Below are 21,101 nucleotides of genomic sequence, written 5' to 3'. Positions count from 1 at the left end.
CGCTCGCGAAAGGGGGCCAGCGATGGCCATGATCGAGGCCAGGAACCTGGCCAAGTCGTACGCCGGGAAGGCGGCCGTGTCGGGGCTCTCCTTCGACGTCCGCCCGGGCACCGTGACGGGCTTCCTCGGCCCCAATGGCGCCGGCAAGTCGACCACGATGCGCCTCATGCTCGGGCTCGACAACGGCTCCGGCACCTGCACGTTCGACGGCAAGCCGTTCACGTCGTACGCGCAGCCGATGCGCGAGGTCGGGGCGTTGCTGGAGGCCAAGCCCTTCCACCCGACGCGTTCCGCGCGCAACCACCTCCGGATGCTGGCCGCGGCCAACAGGATCCCCGACTCCCGGGTCGATGAGGTGCTCGGCCTGGTCGGCCTCCACGACGTGGCCGGCAAGAAGCCGAGCACGTTCTCGCTCGGCATGGGCCAGCGGCTCGGCCTGGCCGCCGCGCTGCTCGGCGACCCGCACACCCTGATCCTCGACGAGCCCGCCAACGGCCTCGACCCGCAGGGCATCCACTGGCTCCGCGAGCTGCTCAAGGCGCTCGCCGCCGACGGCCGCTCGGTCTTCGTCTCCAGCCACCTGCTCTCCGAGATGGCGCTGATGGCCGACGAGCTGGTCGTCATCGGCAAGGGCCGGATGATCGCCAACGGGCCGGTCGCGGACTTCACGAAGATGAGCGTCCGCAACCACGTCCGGGTGGTCACCCCGCAGGCGAGCGAGCTGGCCTCGCTCATCGGCGCGAAGCTCGCCGGCGTCGGCAGCGTCCAGCTGGCCGCCGCGGGCGAGCTCACCGTGACCGGGCTCGACGCCCGGGCCGTGGGCGACCTCGCCTTCGACAACGCGATCCGCGTCCACGAGCTGTCGACGCACCAGGCGACGCTCGAAGAGGCCTTCCTCGAGATCACCGGCAGCTCCGCGGAGTACAACGCGCACGCCCCGGAGCAGCACGCGCCGAAGCCCCCGACGACCCCGCAGGAGGGCCCCCGATGACCGCCGCACTCCGCTACGAGATCACGCGCCTGCGCACCCTGCGCTCGACGTGGTGGCTGACCTTCGGCGTGCTCTTCGTCGGCGTCGGTTTCACCGCGATCGCCTCGCTGGTGATCCGGCTCAACCTCCACACCGACGAGCTCAACGGCCAGCAGCTCTCGGGCGACATGGCGAAGTTCTACGTCGACGCCGCGATGACCCAGTTCTCGATCGTCGACCCGATGTTCTACCTCGTCGCCTTCGTCGCGGCCATCGTCGGCGTCCTCGCCTGGGGCCACGAGTACCGCCACGGCATGATCCGCGCGACGCTCACCGCCGTCCCCCAGCGCTGGGCGGTCTTCTCGGCGAAGTACGTCGTGGTGGGCGCCTGGGTCGTCGTGCTCGTGGTGACCAGCTGCCTGCTGTCGCTGCTGGTCGCGTCGATCTTCTTCATGGGCATCGACGTCAGCTATGAGGCGGAGGACATCCTCGTCACGATTCTGCGCCACGTCCTCTACAGCGTGCTCGTCACCTGGCTCGCGATGTCGCTAACGGTGCTCGTGCGTCACCAGACCTTCGCCCTGGTCATGCTCTTCCTGTGGCCGATGGGCATCGAGACCCTCGTGAAGGCCTTTGCCGTGATGGTCAGCGCATTCTCCGGCAACAAGGTTTACGAGCATGCCACGAGATTCCTGCCGTTCAATGCTGGCGGGCGGATCATGCAGACCTTCGGGGCTCTGCCGGGAGGGACCTTTGGGCTACAGCACCCGAGTCAGATGTTCGGTGACCCGCTAAGCCTCCTGGGAGGGACGATTGTGTTCGGTGGCTTCAGTGCCTTGATCACGGCAGGTGCGTTCGCGGCATTCGTGACCCGCGATGCGTAGTTGCCCCCGAGGTCGCCCGGGTCCCTATGTGATGTAATGCCCGCACCCATTGCCTGTGGATGGCAATGAATTGAGGATCTCGGGGGATGTTCACATGCAACGGTTTCGCCTTCTTGCGGTCGCGGCAGTAGTCGCAGTGGGACTCCTCTCGGTGCCGACCGGCTCGGCGAGCGCCGACGTGCAAGTGACCCAGCAAGCGAAGTTGGTCGGCCAGAGGCCGGTATCGGGGCGCTATGAGCGGTCTTTCAAGAACTACGGCGCGGTGTATACGTGCAACGACATCTACGTCGGGGAACTGTGTAACCCACTCAAGGTGTATGGCTATCGGGTGGCACGTGGCACGTTGCGGACCTCCCTCAACGCGTATCACATTCTCGATGGGCTAAAGGGATACGATTTCTACCTTGTAGACGTGGACGTCGATGTCACTGATCACTCGGGCACCGATCGAGGCGCATGGGCAGACTTCTATCTGACAACTCGCAATGCGACGATCGTGGACTTCTACGACTCCAAGTCGATTGCCGCGAAGGATGATGGGTGTCACAAGCTACGACTCACGCTGTCGACACCTTGGCCGTTCGTGAGTGCTGCTATGGACGCCGGGTCTGTCAATTTCTGTGACAGTCGTGCGTCCCTCACTGTCTCGCATTCGGGGACCCAGGGCCATTTTCATGCCAACCGGCTTGCCAAGATCAACCACCTCACGATGGAGCGGGTTGTGAAGGTCAAGCGGGGGGAAAAGCCAGTCTTTCGAATGCGCACTGTGGTCCCGACGGACTCGTGCACGGGAACCCGAACAATGCCCTTGGGCCAGGTGCTGTGTAGCTCGTATGACAATCGAACCTCAAGTGTGACCTACTCCGTCGGTACAAGTGGTTGAACGGGAGCACGTTGCCGATGCGTCTATCGGCGCCGACCCGGCGACGAGCCCCGAGCGGCTCGTCGTCGGGTTCGAACTCGACATGACGCTCATCGACACCCGTGCCGGCTTCGCCGCGACGCTGGTGGCCCTGGGCGACGAGCTCGGCATCGCCTTCCCGACCGCGGAGATGACCGCCCGCCTCGGCCCGCCGCTGGAGCACCTCCTCGCCGACCACCTGCCGGCCGACGAGATCCCGGCCGCGGGTGACCGGTTCCGCGCGATCTACCCCGAGCACGCGGTCCACGCCACGCCTGCCTTCCCGGGCGCCCACGAGGCCATCGCGGCCGTGCGTGCGGCGGGTGGCCGCGTCGTGCTGGTGACCGGCAAGTTCGCGCCCAACGCCCAGCTCCACGTCGACCACCTCGGCTTCGACATCGACCACCTCGAGGGGTGGGTCTGGGGCGTCGGCAAGGCCGAGGTGCTGCAGCGCGAGAGCGCCAGCGTCTACGTCGGGGACCACGTCCACGACGTCGAGGGCGCGCTCGCCGCCGGCGTCACGAGCGTCTCCGTCCTCACCGGCGGCTGCACGCGCGACGAGCTCGAGGCGGCCGGCACCCACGTCGTACTCGAGGACCTGACGGCGTTCCCCGCCTGGCTGGCCGGCCACCTCGCGGGGCAAACCGGCTCGCAGCGCTGAGCGGCGCCCACTACCCTTGGGCGTCGCGCCCCGCCGGGGGCGCAAGCAGCGCACGGAAGAGGTCAGAGCAGTGCCCGTTGGCAAGGTGAAGTGGTACGACGCCGAGAAGGGCTTCGGCTTCCTGTCGTACGACGGCGGGCCGGACGTCTACGTCCACGCCGAGGCGCTGCCCGAGGGCGTGACCTCGCTCAAGAACGGCACCCGCGTCGAGTTCGGCATCGCCCAGGGCCGTCGTGGCGACCAGGCGCTGCAGGTGCGCGTCATCGACGCCCCTGCCTCGGTCGCGCGCAACCAGCGCGACGCGCAGCGCAAGAAGCCCGACGAGATGGCGACCATCATCGAGGACCTCATCGTGCTGCTCGACGGCATCGGTGAGGGCTACCGCCACGGCCGCCGTCCCGACCCCAAGGCGGTCCGTCCGGTCGCCAAGGCGCTGCGCGCGCTCGCCGACGAGCTGGAGCTCTGAGCCCGCCCTAGGACGCCAGCCAGGCGTCGATGTCCTTCATCGCCCGGCTGACCAGGTCCGAGGGAGCCCGCGAGCCCCCGAACGACATCCGGGCCAGCTCCGCCATCGTCTCGTCGCTGAGCCCGTGCGCGGCACGCATCGTGGCGTACTGCCCCTCGAGGCGTGAGCCGAAGAGCAGCGGGTCGTCCGCGCCCAGGGCGATCTGCGCCCCGCCGGCCAGGAGCTGGGGGAGCGGCACCGAGGTGAGGTCGGAGTAGACGCCGAGGGCGACGTTGGAGACCGGGCAGACCTCGAGCGTCACGCCCGAGGCCGCGATCCGCTCGAGGAGCGCCGGGTCCTCCGCGCTGCGGACGCCGTGGCCGAGCCGGTCGGCGCGCAGCTCGTCGAGACAGGCGCGGATGTTGTCGGCTCCGCGCAGCTCGCCGCCGTGGGGCGCGAGCAGCAGCCCGGCGCGCTCCGCGATCCGGAACGCCGGCGCGAACTCGGACGTCGACCCGCGCCGCTCGTCGTTGGAGAGCCCGAAGCCGACGACTCCCCGCCCGGCGTACTGCGTGGCGAGGCGGGCCAGGGTCCGTGCGTCCATCGGGTGCCGCGTGCGGTTGGCCGCGACCACCACGGCCATGCCGACGCCGGTCTCGCTCGACGCCGCCGCGACTGCGTCGAGCACGAGGTCCGTGAACGCCGTGATCCCGCCGAAGCGCGCCGCGTAGCCCGACGGGTCGACCTGGATCTCCAGCCAGCGCCCACCCTCGCGGGCGTCGTCCTCGGCGGCCTCCCGCACCAGCCGGCGTACGTCGTCCTCGGTCCGGAGGACGGAGCGTGCGACGTCGTAGAGGCGCTGGAAGCGGAACCAGCCCTTCTCGTCCGCGGCGGACAGCCGGGGCGGCCACTCCTCGACCAGCGCGTCGGGGAGCGCGATGCCGTCACGCTCCGCGAGCTCGAGGAGCGTGGAGTGCCGCATCGACCCGGAGAAGTGCAGGTGGAGGTGCGCCTTCGGGAGTACGTCGAGCGGCCGCGCCATGACGGGAACCTACCGGCCCCGATGACCGAAACGGGCCGTCCCCGGAGGGGACGGCCCGTTCGTTGTCTGATCGTTGTCAGGCGCCGAGCTTCTCCGCGGAGGCGAGCAGTACGCAGGTGGCGACGGCCTCCATCGTGTCGCGCACCGCCTCCAGCGACGGGAACGACGGCGCGAGACGGATGTTGCGGTCGCGCGGGTCGTTGCCGCCCGGGAACGACGCACCGGCGGGCGTCAGCGCGATGCCGGCGTCCTTGGCGAGCTGCACGACGCGCGAGGCCGTCCCGTCGAGGACGTCGAGGGAGACGAAGTAGCCACCCGTCGGGTCGGTCCACGTGGCCACGTCGAGACCACCGAGCTTCTCCTCGAGCACCGAGAGCACGGCCGCGAACTTCGGCGCGAGGATGTCGCGGTGCTTGGCCATGTGCTGGCGCACCCCGTCAGCGGAGCCGAAGAACTCCACGTGGCGCAGATGGTTGACCTTGTCGGGCCCGATCGCGCCCTTGCCGAGGTGGGTGGTGTACCACGTCACGTTCTCGACCGAGGCGGCCAGGAAGGCGACGCCGGCGCCCGCGAAGGTGATCTTCGAGGTCGAGGCGAACTGGATCGGGCGGTGCGGGTGGCCCGCGGCCGAGCAGAGGCCGATGATGTCGGCCGTCTTGGCCTCGTCCTGGGTCAGGTGGTGCAGCGCGTAGGCGTTGTCCCACAGGATCTTGAAGTCCGGCGCGGCGGTCGGCATCGACGCGAGGCGCGCGGCGACCTCCTGCGTGACGACAGAGCCCGTCGGGTTGGCGTACGTCGGCACGATCCAGATGCCCTTGATGCTCGGGTCGGCCGCCGCGAGGCGCTCGACCTCGTCCATGTCGGGGCCGTCGGCGTTCATCGCGACGGTGACGGTGTCGATGCCGAACCACTCGAGCAGCGTGAAGTGGCGGTCGTAGCCCGGGACCGGGCAGATGAAGGTGACCTTCTCCTCCTGGCCCCACGGCTTCTCGCCGTCGACGGCCCCATGCAGCCACAGGTCGGTCAGCACCTCGCGCATCATCACCAGCGAGGCGTTGCCACCCGCCACGATCTGCGACGGCTCGCACCACAGCAGCTCGGCGAACATCTCCCGGATCTCGCGGATGCCCTCGAGCCCGCCGTAGTTGCGGACGTCGACCCCGTCGGCGTCCTTGTACGTCGTCGGCAGTGTGAGCAGGGCGTTGGACAGGTCCAGCTGCTCGGGCGCGGGCTTGCCACGCGTGAGGTCGAGCTTCAGGCCACGGGCCTGCAGCGCGTCGTACGCCGCCTTCTGCTCGGCGAGGAACGCGGCGAGCTCGTCGGGGCTGCGGTCGGCGAGGGGCTTCTGCTCGGTCACGGGCCCCATGTTTCCACGCGTGCGGGCACACCTCGACCCGGTGTCCGCAGACCCGTCGGCCGTGAGGCGGTGAGGACGGGGGAGGCGGCCCCGGTTCGACATCGGATCGGCGGACCCCGTAGAGTTCCGGTTTGGTGTTTCCCACCAAAACTTCGCCATGCCCACCCACCGGGTTTGGAGGAGTCGGGCAGCATCGGAGGGCACTAGCTCAATTGGCAGAGCACCGGTCTCCAAAACCGGGGGTTGGGGGTTCGAGTCCCTCGTGCCCTGCAAAGGCGCAAGCGCAGTCAGCGGAAGGTGAATGGAGTGTCGGACAACGACGCCGTGCAGGACCAGGCTCCGGCCCGGCCCAAGACCGGCCCGGTCACCTTCTACCGCCAGGTCCTGGCTGAGCTGCGCAAGGTCGTCTGGCCCACGCGCGAGCAGCTGGTCACGTACTTCTTCGTGGTCCTGGTGTTCGTCGTGGTGATGTGCGCGCTGGTGTCGGTCCTGGACCTCGGCTTCGGCAAGCTGATCTTCTCGATCTTCTCGGGCCCGGACGCCCGCTAAGACGCCAGCACTTCCCCGGCGGGTCCTCCCGCCGAGGTTTCAGGAACACGAAAGATGACGGAGCAGCACGTGTCGGAGCAGTACGACGAGGCAGCAGGCGACGAGATCGTCGAGGCGCCCGAGTCCGTCGACGCCGCAGAGGCCGAGCAGGTCGACGTCGAGGGTGACCTCGGCGCCGAGGGCGACGCCCCCGAGGCCGACGCCGCTGACGAGGACGAGGCTGACGAGGCGACCGACGACGCCGCCGAGGAGTCCGACCCGCTCGAGCAGTTCCGTCGCGACCTGTGGGCCAAGCCCGGTGACTGGTACGTCATCCACACCTACTCCGGCATGGAGAACCGTGTGAAGGCGAACCTCGAGAACCGCATCATCTCCCTCAACATGGAGGACTACATCCACGAGATCGTGGTCCCCATCGAGGAGGTCGCGGAGATCAAGAACGGCCAGCGCAAGCTGGTCAAGCGCACCGTGCTCCCCGGCTACGTCCTGGTCCGCATGGACCTCACCGACGAGTCCTGGTCCGCGGTCCGCCACACCCCGTCCGTGACCGGCTTCGTCGGCCACTCGCACCAGCCCGTCCCGCTCTCGATGTCCGAGGTCGAGGACATGCTCGCCCCGGCCGTCGTCGCGGCTGCCGAGGCCGAGGCTGCTGCGTCCGGCACGCCGTCCGCCGGTGGTTCCGCCCCGGCCGCGCGCAAGCCGGTCGAGGTCGCCGACTTCGACGTCGCCGACTCCGTCATGGTCGTCGACGGTCCCTTCGCCACGCTCCACGCGACGATCACGGAGATCAACGCGGAGTCGCAGCGTGTCAAGGCGCTCGTCGAGATCTTCGGCCGGGAGACCCCGGTCGAGCTCAGCTTCAACCAGATCCAGAAGGTCTGACCTTCCGGACTGGCTGATCGCCCGCTCCGCCGTACGACGGGGCAGGCGCAACGCAGGTGGCAGAGGCGTGAGGCGCCTCGCTAACGACCACGAGACAGAAAGAGATTGAAATGCCTCCCAAGAAGAAGATCGCCGCGCTCGTCAAGGTGCAGCTCCAGGCTGGTGCCGCGACGCCGGCCCCGCCGGTTGGTACCGCCCTCGGTCCGCACGGCGTCAACATCATGGACTTCTGCAAGGCGTACAACGCCCAGACCGAGGCCATGCGCGGCAACGTGATCCCCGTCGAGATCACCATCTACGAGGACCGCTCCTTCACCTTCATCACGAAGACCCCGCCGGCGGCGGAGCTCATCAAGAAGGCTGCCGGCATCGCCAAGGGCTCGTCGGTCCCGCACAAGGACAAGGTCGCCAAGCTGACCAAGGACCAGGTGCGCGAGATCGCGACCACGAAGCTGCCTGACCTCAACGCCAACGACATCGAGGCCGCGATGAAGATCGTCGAGGGCACTGCCCGCTCGATGGGCGTCACGACCGACTGAAACCGTGGGAGGGCCGCGCTGGCCCGCTGACCACATCTCCTCTTAACAACCGAAGGAAGAATCATGCAGCGCAGCAAGACCTACCGCGCCGCGGCGGCGACGTTCGACAAGAACGAGATCTTCGCCCCGCTCGCCGCGATCAAGATCGCCAAGGGTGCCAGCAAGAAGAAGTTCGACGAGACCGTCGACGTGTCGATGTCGCTCGGCGTCGACCCGCGCAAGGCCGACCAGATGGTCCGCGGCACCGTCTCCCTGCCCAACGGCACGGGCAAGACCGTCCGCGTCCTCGTCTTCGCCAACGGCGACAAGGCCGACGCCGCCCGTGAGGCCGGCGCCGACTTCGTCGGTGGCGACGAGCTCATCGAGAAGGTGGCCGGCGGCTGGACCGACTTCGACGCCGCTGTCGCGACGCCGGACCTCATGGGCAAGGTGGGCCGCGTGGCCCGCGTGCTCGGTCCCCGTGGCCTCATGCCCAACCCGAAGACCGGCACCGTCACCCCCGACGTGGCCAAGGCCGTCGCCGACATCAAGGGCGGCAAGATCGAGTTCCGCGTGGACCGTCACGCGAACCTCCACTTCATCATCGGCAAGGCCTCCTTCTCCGAGCAGCAGCTCGCCGAGAACTACGCCGCCGCGCTGGAGGAGATCCTGCGTCTGAAGCCGGCCTCCTCCAAGGGCCGCTACATCAAGAAGGTCACCGTCTCCACGACGATGGGCCCGGGCATCCAGATCGACCCCAACCGCACCAAGAACGTCGCGGCCGAGGACGAGGCCTGAGTCTCTTCCTGAGAATCAGCCGCGAAGGCCCCACCCGTTCCACGGGTGGGGCCTTCGTCATGTTTGACTACCGCCCATGTCCCACGTCGTGAGCCCGGCCACCCGTACCCGCCGGAACGTCCTGATCGTCCTCGGAGCCCTTGTGGTGCTCGCCCTGCTCGTGGCTGCGGTCGTGGTGCTCCAGAAGAAGGGCGACGACGACGGGGACTCCCTCGGCGGCCTGCACGAGCTCCGCAAGGACGAGTTCGCCAAGGCGCTGATCGACGCCCGCGAGAAGGCCGGCTCCTGGAGCTACGTCCAGACCACGACGCTCAACGACAAGATCCAGTCGGTCGTCGAGGGCAAGGTCACCTGGGACGGCAAGAAGGTCGACGTCGCCTTCGCGCCGCGCGGCGCCACCGGCGAGGCCGGCGAGGCCCGCTACGTCGACGGCACCTGGTACATCAACGACCCGCGACTGTCGAAGAGCAAGCCGTGGGCGAAGCTCGACAGCACCAAGTCGAAGGTCCTCGTCGACGCGCTCGACAACGAGGTGGACCCGCGCCGCCAGCTGGCGATCTTCGAGGACCCCGCCGGCTTCCAGGTCATCGGCACCGAGAATGTCGGCGTCGCCGTGGCGGTCCACTACCGGGTCACGGTGGCGATCGAGAAGGTCAAGGAGGTCACCAGCAACCCGGTCGTCGGCAACCCCGGCGACATGGAGGTCTTCGACGTCTGGGTCGACAACAAGGACCGCCTGGTGAAGATGACCACGCCGAGCGACATCGGCGCCATCAAGTCCGAGGAGATCCAGACGTTCACCGGCTACGGTGCCCCCGTGGCCATCGAGGCTCCGCCCGCCGCGCAGGTCCAGTCGACGGTGCTGAAGGCGAGGCCGGAGCGCAAGACCGAGGTCGGCAGCAACTGACCGACGTACGCCGTGCGCGCCCCGCGCCACCTCGATTTGGTGGCGCGGGGAGCGCCGCGTAGGCTCTGCACCTGAAACCAGAGACCGCCGGTCGTCTCCCTGCCCAGCAGGGTGACCGAAGGATCCGCGAAGCGGACGACCTGCGCAGGTGCACCAGAGCCGGACCGCGAGGTCCATGAACGCCCTGAGCGCTTGCGCCGGGGCGTTTTTGCATGATCCGGGGGTGGTCTCATCGAATCGGAAGGAGACCCATGGCGCGGGCAGACAAGGCAGCCGCTGTTGCCGAGGTCGTTGACACGTTCAACGCCTCCAACGGTGCCGTCCTGACCGAGTACCGCGGTCTCTCCGTTGCGGAGCTTCAGCAGCTGCGACGCTCCCTCGGCGAGAACGCTGACTACGCCGTGGTCAAGAACACGCTGGCCCTCATCGCCGCCCGTGAGGCGGGCTTCGAGGGTCTCGACGACCTGCTGACCGGCCCGACCGCCATCGCCTTCATCAAGGGCGATGTCGTCGAGGCGGCCAAGGGTCTGCGTGACTTTGCCAAGGCGAACCCCGCCCTTGTCATCAAGGGTGGTTTCCTGGACGGCAACGTCCTCGACGCTGCCGAGGTCGCCAAGCTGGCCGACCTCGAGTCGCGTGAGGTCCTGCTCGCCAAGGTTGCCGGTGCTCTCACCGCGACGCTGGCCCAGGCGCTCTACGTGTTCAACGCCCTGCCGTCGAAGACCGCGCAGCTTGCTGCCGCTCTCGAGGCCAAGGCCGCGAACGACCCCTCGATCCTCGCAGGTGGTGCCGGTGCCCCGGCCGCTGCCGAGGAGACCCCGGTTGCCGAGGAGGCCCCCGCGGCCGACGACGCGACCGAGTCCGCCGACGCCTGATCCTCGGGCTGACGCACCACACCACCTGAAACCCTGGCCGGCCTCCGGGCCGGACTTACGAAAGGACCGCCATCATGGCGAAGCTCACCACCGCCGAGCTGCTTGACGCGTTCAAGGAGCTGACCCTCATCGAGCTCTCCGAGTTCGTGAAGGAGTTCGAGGAGACCTTCGGCGTCACCGCCGCCGCTCCGGTCGCCGTTGCCGCTGCTGGCGCCCCGGGCGCCCCGGCCGCCGAGGCTGCTGCCGAGAAGGACGAGTTCGACGTCGAGCTCACCGCCGCCGGTGACAAGAAGATCAACGTCATCAAGGAGGTGCGCGCGCTCACCAACCTCGGCCTGAAGGAGGCCAAGGACCTGGTCGAGGCCGCTCCCAAGGTGATCCTCGAGGGCGTCGCCAAGGACGCTGCCGAGAAGGCCAAGGAGGCCCTCGAGGGCGCCGGCGCCACCGTCACGCTCAAGTGACCCTGACTCCCTGAGTCGCACGGACCGGGCGGTCATCCCTGCGGGGGTGGCCGCCCGGTCTGCCATTTCCCGCATTCCCGCCGTACGTCGTGGCGCCCTGGCTACCGGCGAGTACAAATAGTGGGCATCGGGTGACGTGGGCCACGAAAGGCCGTAACTTTGCGCTCACGGTCACGTTGAGTGCTCCGTGGGGGAGTCGACCCCGGTCGAAGTTCCCGAGACGCACGTTAGGAAGAGGAGCCCTCATGGGTGTTGACATCAAGATCGAGCATCTGACGAAGTCCTTCGGCAAGCAGCTCATCTGGAACGACGTCACGCTGACCATGCCTGCCGGCGAGATCTGCGTCATGCTCGGCCCGTCCGGCACCGGCAAGTCGGTCCTCCTCAAGACCCTCATCGGTCTCCTCAAGCCTGACCGGGGCTCGGTCATCATCGAGGGCACCGACATCGCCAACTGTTCGGAGAAGGACCTCTACGAGGTCCGCAAGCTCTTCGGTGTCCTCTTCCAGGACGGCGCGATGTTCGGCTCGATGAACCTCTTCGACAACGTCGCCTTCCCGCTGCGCGAGCACACGCGCAAGTCGGAGTCGGAGATCAAGAAGATCGTCCTCGAGAAGATGGACCTGGTCGGTCTGATCGGCGCGGAGTACAAGCTCCCCGGCGAGATCTCGGGTGGTATGCGCAAGCGTGCCGGCCTGGCTCGCGCGCTGGTCCTCGACCCCGAGATCCTCCTCATCGACGAGCCTGACTCCGGTCTCGACCCGGTCCGCACGTCGTTCATCAACCAGCTCTTCGTCGACCTGAACGCGCAGATCGAGGCGACGTTCATGATCGTCACGCACGACATCCACTCGGTGCGTGTCGTCCCGGACCAGATCGGCCTGCTCTACCACAAGCACCTGGCCATGTTCGGCCCGCGCGAGATGCTGCTGTCGTCCGACGAGCCGGTCGTGCGCCAGTTCCTCAACGCGCAGACCGTCGGCCCGATCGGCATGTCCGAGGAGAAGGACGCCGACCAGCTGGCTGCCGAGAAGGACATGGACCTTCCGCCGCTGCCGCCGATCCCGCTCCAGCTCGAGACCTCCAACGGCATCCCGCGCAAGTCGCAGCGTCCGCCGGGTGAGTGGTGCCGCCTCAACGGCGTCACGCCGCCTCCGGGCTCCTTCAGGGCGGACTCGATCCTGGCCGCCAACGCATCGTCGAAGGGCGAGGTCTGATCAGCGAGAGAAGCTGATCAGAGACAGCCATGACAGCAGTGACCGCTTCCAGGGCTCTCGCGCCTATCGGTTCGGCAGGCAAACTCTTCGCGTTCGCGCTGGATGTTGCACGGGGGCTGTTCCGACGACCGTTCCAGACTCGGGAGTTCTTCCAGCAGGCGTGGTTCATCGCCTCGGTGACCATCGTTCCGACCGCGCTCGTCGCGATTCCGTTCGGAGCGGTGATCGCCCTGCAGGTCGGTGGGCTCATCGCCCAGTTCGGCGCGCAGTCCTTCACGGGCTCCGCGTCCGTGCTGGCCGTCGTCCGTGAGGCCGGCCCCATCGCGACGTCGTTGCTGATCGCCGGTGCCGGTGGCTCCGCGATCGCGGCCGACCTCGGCGCGCGCAAGATCCGCGAGGAGCTCGACGCGATGATGGTGCTGGGCATCGACCCGATCCAGCGCCTCGTCGTGCCCCGTGTGCTCGCGTGCATGCTGGTGGCGGTCTTCCTCAACGGCCTGGTCAGCGTCGTCGGCGTGGCTGGCGGCTACGTCTTCAACGTGATCCTCCAGCACGGCACCCCGGGCGCCTACCTGTCGAGCTTCACCGCGCTCGCGCAGCTGCCCGACCTCTGGCAGGGCATGGTCAAGGCGCTCGTCTTCGGCCTGATCGCGGCGATCGTCGCGTCGTACATGGGCATGAACGCCGGCGGCGGACCGAAGGGCGTCGGCGACGCCGTCAACATCTCGGTCGTCGTGACGTTCATGCTTCTCTTCGTTGTCAACTTCGTGATGAGCGCGCTCTACATCCAGCTCGTCCCCCCGAAGACAGGCTGAGCGCATGGGTGCCCTCCTCGCGCTCCCGCAGCGCCTCCTCTCCTTCCTCGACCACCTCGGCGCCGAGCTGGCCTTCTACCTGCGCGCCCTGGTGTGGGCGCCGGTCGCGATCAAGCGCTGGTCGCGCGAGATCCTCCGCCTGCTCGCCGAGGTCACGCTCGGCACGGGTGCACTTGCCGTCATCGGTGGCACGGTCGGCGTCATCGTCTCGATGTGCTTCTTCACCGGCACCGAGGTCGGCCTCCAGGGCTACGCCGCCCTCAACCAGCTCGGCACCGGCGCGCTGACCGGCTTCGTGTCGGCGTACTTCAACACCCGCGAGATCGCCCCGCTGGTCGCGGGCATCGCTCTCGCGGCGACCGTCGGGTGTGGCTTCACCGCCCAGCTCGGCGCGATGCGGATCTCCGAGGAGGTCGACGCTCTCGAGGTCATGGCGATCCCGTCGATGCCCTTCCTGGTCACCACACGCATCCTCGCGGGTCTGGTCGCCATCGTCCCGCTGTACGTCGTGGGCCTGCTGTCGTCGTACTTCGCGACGCGGCTCGTGGTCACCCGCGGCTACGGGCAGAGTGTCGGCACCTACGACCACTACTTCCACGCGTTCCTGCCGCCGGGCGACGTGCTCTGGTCCTTCGGCAAGGTGCTCGTCTTCGCCGTCGTCGTCATCCTGATCCACTGCTACCACGGCTACACCGCCTCGGGCGGTCCGGCGGGTGTCGGCGTCGCGGTCGGCAAGGCGGTCCGGACGTCGATCGTGGCGATCAACGTCCTCGACCTGCTGCTCTCCATGGCGATCTGGGGAGCCTCGACCACCGTCAGGCTGGCGGGCTGACATGGGAATCCTGCGCAGCCACCGCCTGATCGGCGTGGTCTTCCTGTTGCTGATGGCAGCCTCGCTGTGGTTCACCTACGCGATCTTCAGCCAGAAGTTCACCGACTTCGTGCCGGTCACCCTGCAGTCCTCGACGATCGGGCTGCAGATGCCCGAGCGCGCCGACGTGAAGTACCGCGGCGTCATCGTGGGCCAGGTCCGCAGCTTCAAGCCCGCGGGTGACGGTGCCGAGCTCCAGCTGGGCATCTACCCCGACAGCATGAAGGCGATCCCCGGCGACGTGACGGGCGCGATCCTGCCCAAGACGCTCTTCGGCGAGAAGTACGTCTCGCTCGAGAGCGCGGGCGGAGACAGTGCGAGCCCCCTCCGGCCGCACGCGACGATCAGCCGCACGGCGGTCTCCACCGAGGTCGAGAAGGTCCTCAACGACCTGCTGCCCCTCCTGCGTGCGATCAAGCCCGAGCAGCTCAACTACACGCTCAACGCGATCGCGACCGCCCTCGAGGGGCGTGGCACCAAGATCGGCAACGGCCTGGTCACCCTCGACGACTACCTCAAGCGGTTCAACCCGAAGGTCGACGACCTGATCGCCGACATCCGCGAGACGGCGAAGGTCTCCGACGTCTACGCGGCCGCCCTCCCCGAGATCGGCACGATCCTGCGCAACTCCGTCTACACCGGCAACACCCTGCGGACCCGCGAGGCGAAGCTGCAGAAGCTCTTCGGTGAGGTGAGCGCCTTCTCCGACACGGCGCGCAGCTTCCTCGACGCCAACGAGAAGAACATCGTGCGCCTCGGCCAGCTCTCCTCCGTGCAGCTCAAGCTGCTCGCGAAGTACTCCCCGCAGTACGCCTGCTTCCTCCAGGGCATGGTCACGCAGGAGAAGCAGATCCGGCAGACGTTCCGCGGGCACATGCTCCACATCAACGCGGAGATCCTGAAGCACCAGCCGCGTGGCTGGAACGTCGGCGACCTGCCGGTCAATGGACTGGTCAACAAGCCGACCTGCCTCACGCTGCCGCGTGACGTCAACGACCAGGCGCACCCGTGGACCGCCGTCCCCGACTTCAACGACGGCGTCGAGGTCCCGACCGGCAAGGGCACGCAGCGTGTCGCCCCCGCCGACAGCGACTTCACGCCGTACGCCGGCACGTCGGCCGAGGCGGAGGCCCTGCGGGTCCTGCTCTCCCCGGTCGTCGGCACCGGCGCGTCCTCCGTTCCGGACGTGGCGGTCTTCATGCTGGCGCCGATGGCCCGTGGATCGGAGGTGAGCGTCCAGTGAGCCGCAAGGGACTCGACCGCAAGACCACCGGCGACCTCGTCCGGCTGAGCATCTTCATGGTGATCACGGCGATGGCGACCGCGCTGCTGGCGGCCACCATCGGCAACCTCAGCTTCGAGCGCACCCGCCAGTACCACGCGGTCTTCTCCGACGCGACCGGCGTCTTCAAGGGCGACGACATCCGCATGGCGGGCGTGAAGGTCGGCACCGTCAAGAACGTCGACATCGTCGACCGCACCCGGGCGCGCGTGACCTTCACGGTCCGCGACCAGACGCCGCTGACGCAGGCGTCGCACCTGACGGTGAAGTTCCGCAACCTCGTCGGTCAGCGCTACATCGCGATCTCGCAGGAGCCGGGGGAGACGGGCAAGCTCGCCGAGAACGCCACGATCCCGCTCGACCACACGACGGCAGCCCTCGACCTCACGGTCCTCTTCAACGGCTTCAAGCCGCTCTTCGCTGCCCTGTCGCCGCGCGACATCAACAAGCTCTCCTACGAGATCGTCCAGGTCTTCCAGGGCGAGGGCGGCACCCTCGAGGGGCTGCTTTCCGACACCGCGTCGCTGACCTCCACGCTGGCCGACCGCGACAAGGTCATCGGCGACCTGATCGACAACCTCAACACGGTCCTCAAGCACGTGGCCGACCGTGACGACGAGCTGGGCCGCCTGATCGTCAGCTTCCGCACGCTCGTCAGCGGCCTCAACCAGGACCGTGACGCGCTGCTCGGCCCGCTCGACCAGATCTCGGACCTCTCCGTCCAGACCGCCAGCCTGGTCAAGGGGCTCCGCCCCGACCTGGTCGCCGACCTCAAGCAGCTGCGGCGCGTGGCCGGCAACCTCGACCGCAACAAGGGCGAGATCGACCGCGTCCTGCAGGTGCTGCCGATCAAGCTGACCAAGATGGGCCGCACCGCGGTCTACGGCTCGTTCTTCAACTTCTACCTGTGCGAGTTCCACGGCCGGGTGATCCTGCCGGGCGGGAAGCGCCTGCCGATCGACTACAAGACCGCGGCCTCGAGGTGCAACCTCTGATGATCCCGTTCCGAGAGCGCAATCCCGTCGTCGTCGGCGCCGTCAGCCTGGCGGTGATCGGCACCGCCATGGTGGCAGCCTTCCGTGCCGGTGACCTGCCGGTGATCGGTGGCGGCGACACCTACTACGCGTCCTTCAGCGAGGCCGGCGGGCTCAAGGCCGACGACGAGGTCCGCATCGCCGGCGTCCGCATCGGCAAGGTCACCGACGTCGGCCTCGACGGCAACCACGTCAAGGTCGCCTTCAAGGTCGACTCGGGTGCCGACTTCGGCCCCGACACCGCAGCGGCGATCAAGGTGAAGACGATCCTCGGCCAGATGTACCTCGCGCTCCAGCCGTCGGGCCCCGGCCAGATGAAGGAGGGCGCGACGATCCCGGTCGACCGCACCAGCTCGCCGTACGACGTCGTCGACGCGTTCAGCGGCCTGGCCGACACCGCCGACAAGATCGACACCGACCAGCTGGCCAAGTCGTTCCGCACGCTCGCCGCCCTGACGCGCAACACGCCGGAGGAGTTCAAGGCGGCGCTGGCCGGCGTCTCGGCCCTGTCGCGCAACGTCGCGAAGCGCGACGACCAGCTCAACACGCTGCTCCGCAACCTCCACACCGTCTCCGCCGTCCTCGACAAGCGCGACGACGACCTGATCGGCCTGATGAAGGATGCCGACGTGCTCTTCCGCGCTGTCGTGGCCCGCCGCGAGGCGATCCACAACCTCCTGGTGTCGACCTCGACGCTCGGCCAGGAGCTCACCGCGCTCGTCAAGCAGAGCCGCGCGGACCTCGCGCCGGCGCTCGCCCACACCGAGAGCGTGCTGCGCGTCCTCAACAAGAACCAGGACAACCTCGACCAGTCCCTGCGGCTGATGGCGCCCTTCTACCGGGTCTTCGCCAACACGCTCGGCACCGGCCCGTGGTTCGACACCTGGATCTCCAACATGCCGCCCGGCCCGCAGCTCAACCGCGTCGCGCCGGCAGGGGAGGGCCGATGAAGAAGTTCCTGGTCCCCGGAATCCTGCTCATCCTCGTGCTGGCCACGGCGTTCGTGCTGCTCTCGGGCGAGGACCGCAAGACGCTCGTCGCCCACTTCCCGCGGACCGTCTCGGTCTACGAGGGCAGCGACGTGCGCGTGCTCGGCGTCCCCGTCGGCACCGTCGACAAGGTCGATCCCTCGGGCACCGACGTCGTCGTCACGATGTCCTACCCGGCAGACGTCAAGATCCCCGAGGACGCGAAGGCGGTCATCATCGCGCCGTCCGTCGTCGGCGACCGCTTCGTCCAGCTCACCCCGGCGTACGACGGCGGGCCGACGCTCGCCGACCGCGCGGTCCTCGACACCTCGCGCACCGCGGTGCCGCTCGAGCTCGACCAGATCTACCAGAGCCTCGACGACCTCACGACCGCGCTCGGTCCCGACGGTGCCAACAAGCACGGTGCGCTGAGCGACCTGCTCGTCTCCACGGCCAAGAACTTCAGTGGCCAGGGCGAGAAGTTCAACCAGACGATCCAGGACCTGTCGAAGCTGACCGGCACCCTCGACGACAACCGCGAGGAGCTCTTCAGCACCGCGGCGCGCCTCGAGCGGTTCGTCAACACGCTCGCGAAGAACGACGACACCGTCCGCACGTTCAACAAGTCACTCGCCGACGTCTCCGCCCTGCTCGCGGGGGAGCGCACCGACCTCGCGGCCTCGCTGCGCAACCTTGCGGTCGCGATGGGCCAGGTCTCGACCTTCGTCAAGGAGAACGAGGACTCCCTCGGCCGCAACATCACGGGGCTCAACCGGGTCGCGAAGGTGCTGGTCCGCCAGCGCGCCGCGCTCGACGAGACCCTGTCCGCGGCTCCGGTCGCGCTGGTCAACCTCGGCCACACCTACAACCCGCAGAACGGCACGCTCGACACCCGGGCCAACCTCGGCGAAGTGCTCAATCAGCTCACCGCTGACCCTGCCACCGTCCTGTGCGGCCTGACCAACAGCAAGACCGTCTGCAATCTCCTCGACGGGCTCAAGCTCCCGGCCCTGGGCCGCGCAGCGGCGCTGCAGCGGGGCGCGACGCCCGCGCCGTACGACCCGACGCTCGGTGGACTCGTGGAGGTGGCCCGATGACGCCCGCCCGCGCCGTACGCCTGGCCGTCCTGCTCGTCGTCGGCCTGCTCACGCTGAGCAGCTGCCGCTTCGACGTCTACAGCCTGCCGCTGCCCGGCGGTGCCGACACCGGTGACCACCCGATGACGGTGACCGTCGAGTTCAACGACGTCCTCGACCTGGTGCCCGAGTCGTCGGTGAAGGTCGCCGACGTGACCGTCGGCAAGGTGACCAAGGTCGACCTCGACGGCTACCACGCCAAGGTGACCCTCGAGCTCGACGACAAGGTCGACCTGCCGTCCAACGCGGTCGCCACGATCCGCCAGACCAGCCTCCTCGGCGAGAAGTTCGTCTCGCTCGCGGCGCCCGCCTCGGGCGCCAGCCCGCAGCGGCTCGCGAACCACGACGACATCCCGCTCGCCCGCACAGGCCGCAACCCCGAGGTCGAGGAGGTGCTCAGCGCGCTGAGCCTGATCCTCAACGGCGGCGGCGTGGCCCAGCTGAAGACCATCTCCCACGAGCTCAACCTGGCCCTCGAAGGCAACGAGGGCTCGGCCCGCTCGGTGCTGACCCAGCTCTCGACGCTGGTCGACAAGCTCGAGAAGAACAAGGGCGACATCGTCCACGCGATCACCTCGGTCAACCGCCTCGCCGTCAGCGTCGAGAAGCAGATGCCGGCGATCGACTCCGCGCTCGAGGAGCTTCCGTCGGCGCTCGAGTCGCTCAACCGCCAGCGCGACGACCTGGTCAAGATGCTCAAGGCGCTGGCGCAGCTGAGCGATGTCGGCGTCCGGGTGATCAAGGCCTCGAAGGCCTCCACGATCGACGCGTTCCACCAGCTCGACCCGGTCCTCTCGGCGCTCGCCGACGCCGGCGACGCGCTGCCCAACGCGCTGCAGATCTTCTTCACCTACCCGTTCCCCGACGCCAACCTGCTCTCGCGTGACCCGCAGACGGCGCGCGACCTGCGGATGGGTGACTACGTGAACCTCTCGGTCCAGCTCGACGTCGACCTGAGCGGCGGCACCACCAGCGGTGGCACCGGCGGCCCGGGCGGTGGCGGCACCCTGCCGCTGTGCGGCACGATCCAGCTCCCCGTGCTGTGCCCCTCCGGCACCTCGGGCGGCACGACGAGCACGAACCCGCTCGACCAGATCACCGGCAGCCTGCCCAAGCTGCTGCGCAGCGCCCCCGGGCAGACGACGCGGGTGAGCTACCGCGACCTGATGAAGCGCTACGACCCCGACCTCGTGGCCCTCCTCGTCCCGGGGGTGGCCCGATGATCACGCAGCGCACGAAGCTCCAGCTGATCCTCTTCGCCTTCATCACCGTCATCGGGTGTGCCTTCGTGGGTGCCCGCTACGCCCAGCTGGACCGCTTCTTCTACGACAGCTCGTACGACGTGACCGGCCACTTCCAGCAGTCCGGCGGCATCTACGACGGCGCCGAGGTCTCCTACCGCGGCGTCCAGGTCGGCAAGGTGACCGAGCTCAAGGCGACCCGCGACGGCGTCGACGTGGTGATGTCGATCGACAGCGGCCACGACAACATCCCCGCCGACACCCTGGCCGTCGTCGCGAACCGCTCCGCCCTCGGCGAGCAGTTCGTCGACCTCCAGCCGCGCAGCGACGGCAAGCCCTACCTGCGCGAGGGTGGCCAGGTCGCCGAGGCCGACACCCGCACCCCCATCGCGACCGCCACGCTCCTCGCCGACGTCAGCCGTACGGTCTCCGACGTCGACCAGGACGCCCTCGGCACGGTCGTCAGCGAGATGGGCCTCGCCTTCAAGGACACCGGCGACGACCTCGGCACCCTGATCGACACCCAGGACCGCTTCCTGAAGACCGCCAGCGACAACTTCGACGTGACGACCGCGCTGATCCGTGACGGTCGCACGGTGCTCGACGGGCAGCTGGCCTCGGCTGACTCGATCCGCGGCTTCGCCCGCGACCTGGCGCTGTTCTCCTCGACGGTCCGTGGCTCCGACAAGGACATCCGCGTCCTCATTGAGCGCGGCGCGGTCACCGCGAGCGTGCTCAAGGAGTTCCTCCACCAGCACGGCGTCGACCTCTCCGAGCTGCTCAACAACCTGGTCACGACCGGTGAGGTGGTTCAGCGCCACCTCCGCGGCGTCGAGACCATGCTGGTCGCCTACCCCTACGTCGTGCAGGGTGGCTTCACGGTGACCGCCAAGGACCCCGTCACCGGGCTGTACGACGCCCACTTCGGCCTCGTCTTCACCCCGAACCCCTCGGTCTGCCACGACGGCTACCAGAGCACCGACCGCCGGGCGCCCCTCGACGGCAGCAACCGGCCGATGGTCATGGACGCCCACTGCGCCGAGCCGCCGACCAAGAGCAACGCACGTGGCGCGCAGAACGCTCCGCGTGACCGCGTGGCTCCCGCGGTCGACGCCCCGGTCGTCGCGACCTACGACCCGGACACGGGTAGGGTCACCTGGACCGACGAGGTGCCCGCGGCCGACCGTCGTACCGACGTACCGGCTCCGGCCGGCCTGGGTGCGGACACCTGGAAGTGGCTCTATCTGCAGCCGCTCGGCGAGTGACCACCTCCTACAGGAAGTGACC

The 21,101-nt window shown here is 68.4% G+C and carries 23 protein-coding genes and 1 tRNA gene; 22 read left to right on the top strand and 2 right to left on the bottom strand.

Features of this window, described 5'->3' with window-relative positions:
- The first annotated feature begins 22 nt into the window (after positions 1 to 22).
- The 5 genes from IEX47_RS14095 to IEX47_RS14075 all read left to right on the top strand — a co-directional run bounded on the left by IEX47_RS14095 (position 23) and on the right by IEX47_RS14075 (position 3,882).
- Positions 23 to 991, top strand: coding sequence for an ATP-binding cassette domain-containing protein (locus IEX47_RS14095; RefSeq protein WP_188784654.1), 969 nt, complete (start codon positions 23 to 25; stop codon positions 989 to 991).
- Entirely contained in the window at positions 988 to 1,854 is an 867-nt protein-coding gene (locus IEX47_RS14090; RefSeq protein ID WP_188784653.1) for an ABC transporter permease subunit, read from the top strand. The genes IEX47_RS14095 and IEX47_RS14090 overlap by 4 nt, the downstream gene beginning before the upstream one ends.
- Positions 1,855 to 1,948: 94 nt before the next feature.
- A complete protein-coding gene (locus IEX47_RS14085; protein ID WP_188784652.1) occupies positions 1,949 to 2,737 on the top strand; it encodes a hypothetical protein in 789 nt (262 codons plus the stop codon).
- Positions 2,730 to 3,416, top strand: coding sequence for an HAD family hydrolase (locus tag IEX47_RS14080; protein WP_373289231.1), 687 nt, complete (start codon positions 2,730 to 2,732; stop codon positions 3,414 to 3,416). The genes IEX47_RS14085 and IEX47_RS14080 overlap by 8 nt, the downstream gene beginning before the upstream one ends.
- A gap of 70 nt (positions 3,417 to 3,486) precedes the next feature.
- Positions 3,487 to 3,882 (top strand): cold-shock protein, encoded by a 396-nt coding sequence (locus tag IEX47_RS14075; protein ID WP_188784650.1) that lies wholly within the window; start codon positions 3,487 to 3,489, stop codon positions 3,880 to 3,882.
- A 7-nt stretch (positions 3,883 to 3,889) separates the two neighbouring features.
- On the opposite strand, the gene IEX47_RS14070 is transcribed toward IEX47_RS14075, so the two are convergent.
- Positions 3,890 to 4,903 (bottom strand): adenosine deaminase, encoded by a 1,014-nt coding sequence (locus IEX47_RS14070; RefSeq protein ID WP_188784649.1) that lies wholly within the window; start codon positions 4,901 to 4,903, stop codon positions 3,890 to 3,892.
- Between the two features lie 76 nt (positions 4,904 to 4,979).
- A complete protein-coding gene (locus tag IEX47_RS14065) occupies positions 4,980 to 6,260 on the bottom strand; it encodes an aspartate aminotransferase type Ic (protein WP_188784648.1) in 1,281 nt (426 codons plus the stop codon).
- 197 nt (positions 6,261 to 6,457) lie between these two features.
- Between IEX47_RS14065 and IEX47_RS14060 the strand changes: the two genes are divergently transcribed.
- The 17 genes from IEX47_RS14060 to IEX47_RS13980 all read left to right on the top strand — a co-directional run bounded on the left by IEX47_RS14060 (position 6,458) and on the right by IEX47_RS13980 (position 21,079).
- Positions 6,458 to 6,530: transfer RNA gene (locus IEX47_RS14060), tRNA-Trp, on the top strand.
- Between the two features lie 36 nt (positions 6,531 to 6,566).
- Entirely contained in the window at positions 6,567 to 6,809 is a 243-nt protein-coding gene (secE, locus tag IEX47_RS14055; RefSeq protein WP_188784647.1) for a preprotein translocase subunit SecE, read from the top strand.
- Between the two features lie 54 nt (positions 6,810 to 6,863).
- On the top strand, positions 6,864 to 7,691 hold the full coding sequence (gene nusG / locus IEX47_RS14050; RefSeq protein WP_188784646.1) for a transcription termination/antitermination protein NusG: 828 nt from the start codon (positions 6,864 to 6,866) through the stop codon (positions 7,689 to 7,691).
- Positions 7,692 to 7,801: 110 nt separating this feature from the next.
- Entirely contained in the window at positions 7,802 to 8,230 is a 429-nt protein-coding gene (gene rplK / locus IEX47_RS14045) for a 50S ribosomal protein L11 (protein ID WP_188784645.1), read from the top strand.
- A 63-nt stretch (positions 8,231 to 8,293) separates the two neighbouring features.
- Complete coding sequence (gene rplA, locus IEX47_RS14040; RefSeq protein WP_188784644.1) at positions 8,294 to 9,007, top strand: 50S ribosomal protein L1; 714 nt, start codon at positions 8,294 to 8,296, stop codon at positions 9,005 to 9,007.
- Positions 9,008 to 9,083: 76 nt separating this feature from the next.
- Positions 9,084 to 9,914: an SCO4651 family lipoprotein gene (locus IEX47_RS14035; protein WP_188784643.1), complete on the top strand. Its 831-nt coding sequence runs from the start codon at positions 9,084 to 9,086 to the stop codon at positions 9,912 to 9,914.
- Between the two features lie 251 nt (positions 9,915 to 10,165).
- Entirely contained in the window at positions 10,166 to 10,789 is a 624-nt protein-coding gene (gene rplJ, locus IEX47_RS14030; RefSeq protein ID WP_188784642.1) for a 50S ribosomal protein L10, read from the top strand.
- Between the two features lie 74 nt (positions 10,790 to 10,863).
- Positions 10,864 to 11,250, top strand: a complete 387-nt coding sequence (gene rplL / locus IEX47_RS14025; protein ID WP_188784641.1) for a 50S ribosomal protein L7/L12 — start codon at positions 10,864 to 10,866, stop codon at positions 11,248 to 11,250.
- Positions 11,251 to 11,495: 245 nt separating this feature from the next.
- On the top strand, positions 11,496 to 12,467 hold the full coding sequence (locus tag IEX47_RS14020; RefSeq protein ID WP_188784640.1) for an ABC transporter ATP-binding protein: 972 nt from the start codon (positions 11,496 to 11,498) through the stop codon (positions 12,465 to 12,467).
- 29 nt (positions 12,468 to 12,496) lie between these two features.
- Positions 12,497 to 13,282: an MlaE family ABC transporter permease gene (locus IEX47_RS14015; RefSeq protein WP_188784639.1), complete on the top strand. Its 786-nt coding sequence runs from the start codon at positions 12,497 to 12,499 to the stop codon at positions 13,280 to 13,282.
- A gap of 4 nt (positions 13,283 to 13,286) precedes the next feature.
- Entirely contained in the window at positions 13,287 to 14,114 is an 828-nt protein-coding gene (locus IEX47_RS14010; protein ID WP_188784638.1) for an MlaE family ABC transporter permease, read from the top strand.
- Position 14,115: 1 nt separating this feature from the next.
- Positions 14,116 to 15,396 carry an MCE family protein gene (locus tag IEX47_RS14005; protein WP_188784637.1) on the top strand — a complete coding sequence of 427 codons (1,281 nt, stop codon included), beginning with the start codon at positions 14,116 to 14,118 and terminating at the stop codon, positions 15,394 to 15,396.
- Positions 15,393 to 16,430, top strand: a complete 1,038-nt coding sequence (locus IEX47_RS14000; RefSeq protein WP_229662887.1) for an MCE family protein — start codon at positions 15,393 to 15,395, stop codon at positions 16,428 to 16,430. The genes IEX47_RS14005 and IEX47_RS14000 overlap by 4 nt, the downstream gene beginning before the upstream one ends.
- Entirely contained in the window at positions 16,430 to 17,419 is a 990-nt protein-coding gene (locus tag IEX47_RS13995) for an MCE family protein (protein ID WP_188784636.1), read from the top strand. The genes IEX47_RS14000 and IEX47_RS13995 overlap by 1 nt, the downstream gene beginning before the upstream one ends.
- Positions 17,416 to 18,534 carry an MCE family protein gene (locus tag IEX47_RS13990; RefSeq protein WP_188784635.1) on the top strand — a complete coding sequence of 373 codons (1,119 nt, stop codon included), beginning with the start codon at positions 17,416 to 17,418 and terminating at the stop codon, positions 18,532 to 18,534. The genes IEX47_RS13995 and IEX47_RS13990 overlap by 4 nt, the downstream gene beginning before the upstream one ends.
- On the top strand, positions 18,531 to 19,796 hold the full coding sequence (locus tag IEX47_RS13985) for an MCE family protein (RefSeq protein ID WP_188784634.1): 1,266 nt from the start codon (positions 18,531 to 18,533) through the stop codon (positions 19,794 to 19,796). The genes IEX47_RS13990 and IEX47_RS13985 overlap by 4 nt, the downstream gene beginning before the upstream one ends.
- Positions 19,793 to 21,079, top strand: a complete 1,287-nt coding sequence (locus tag IEX47_RS13980; protein ID WP_188784633.1) for an MCE family protein — start codon at positions 19,793 to 19,795, stop codon at positions 21,077 to 21,079. Before IEX47_RS13985 ends, IEX47_RS13980 begins: the two co-directional genes overlap by 4 nt.
- Positions 21,080 to 21,101: the final 22 nt, after the last annotated feature.

Source organism: Nocardioides phosphati (assembly GCF_014646375.1).
Taxonomy (GTDB): domain Bacteria; phylum Actinomycetota; class Actinomycetes; order Propionibacteriales; family Nocardioidaceae; genus Nocardioides; species Nocardioides phosphati.
This window is presented reverse-complemented; position numbering and strand designations above follow the sequence as displayed.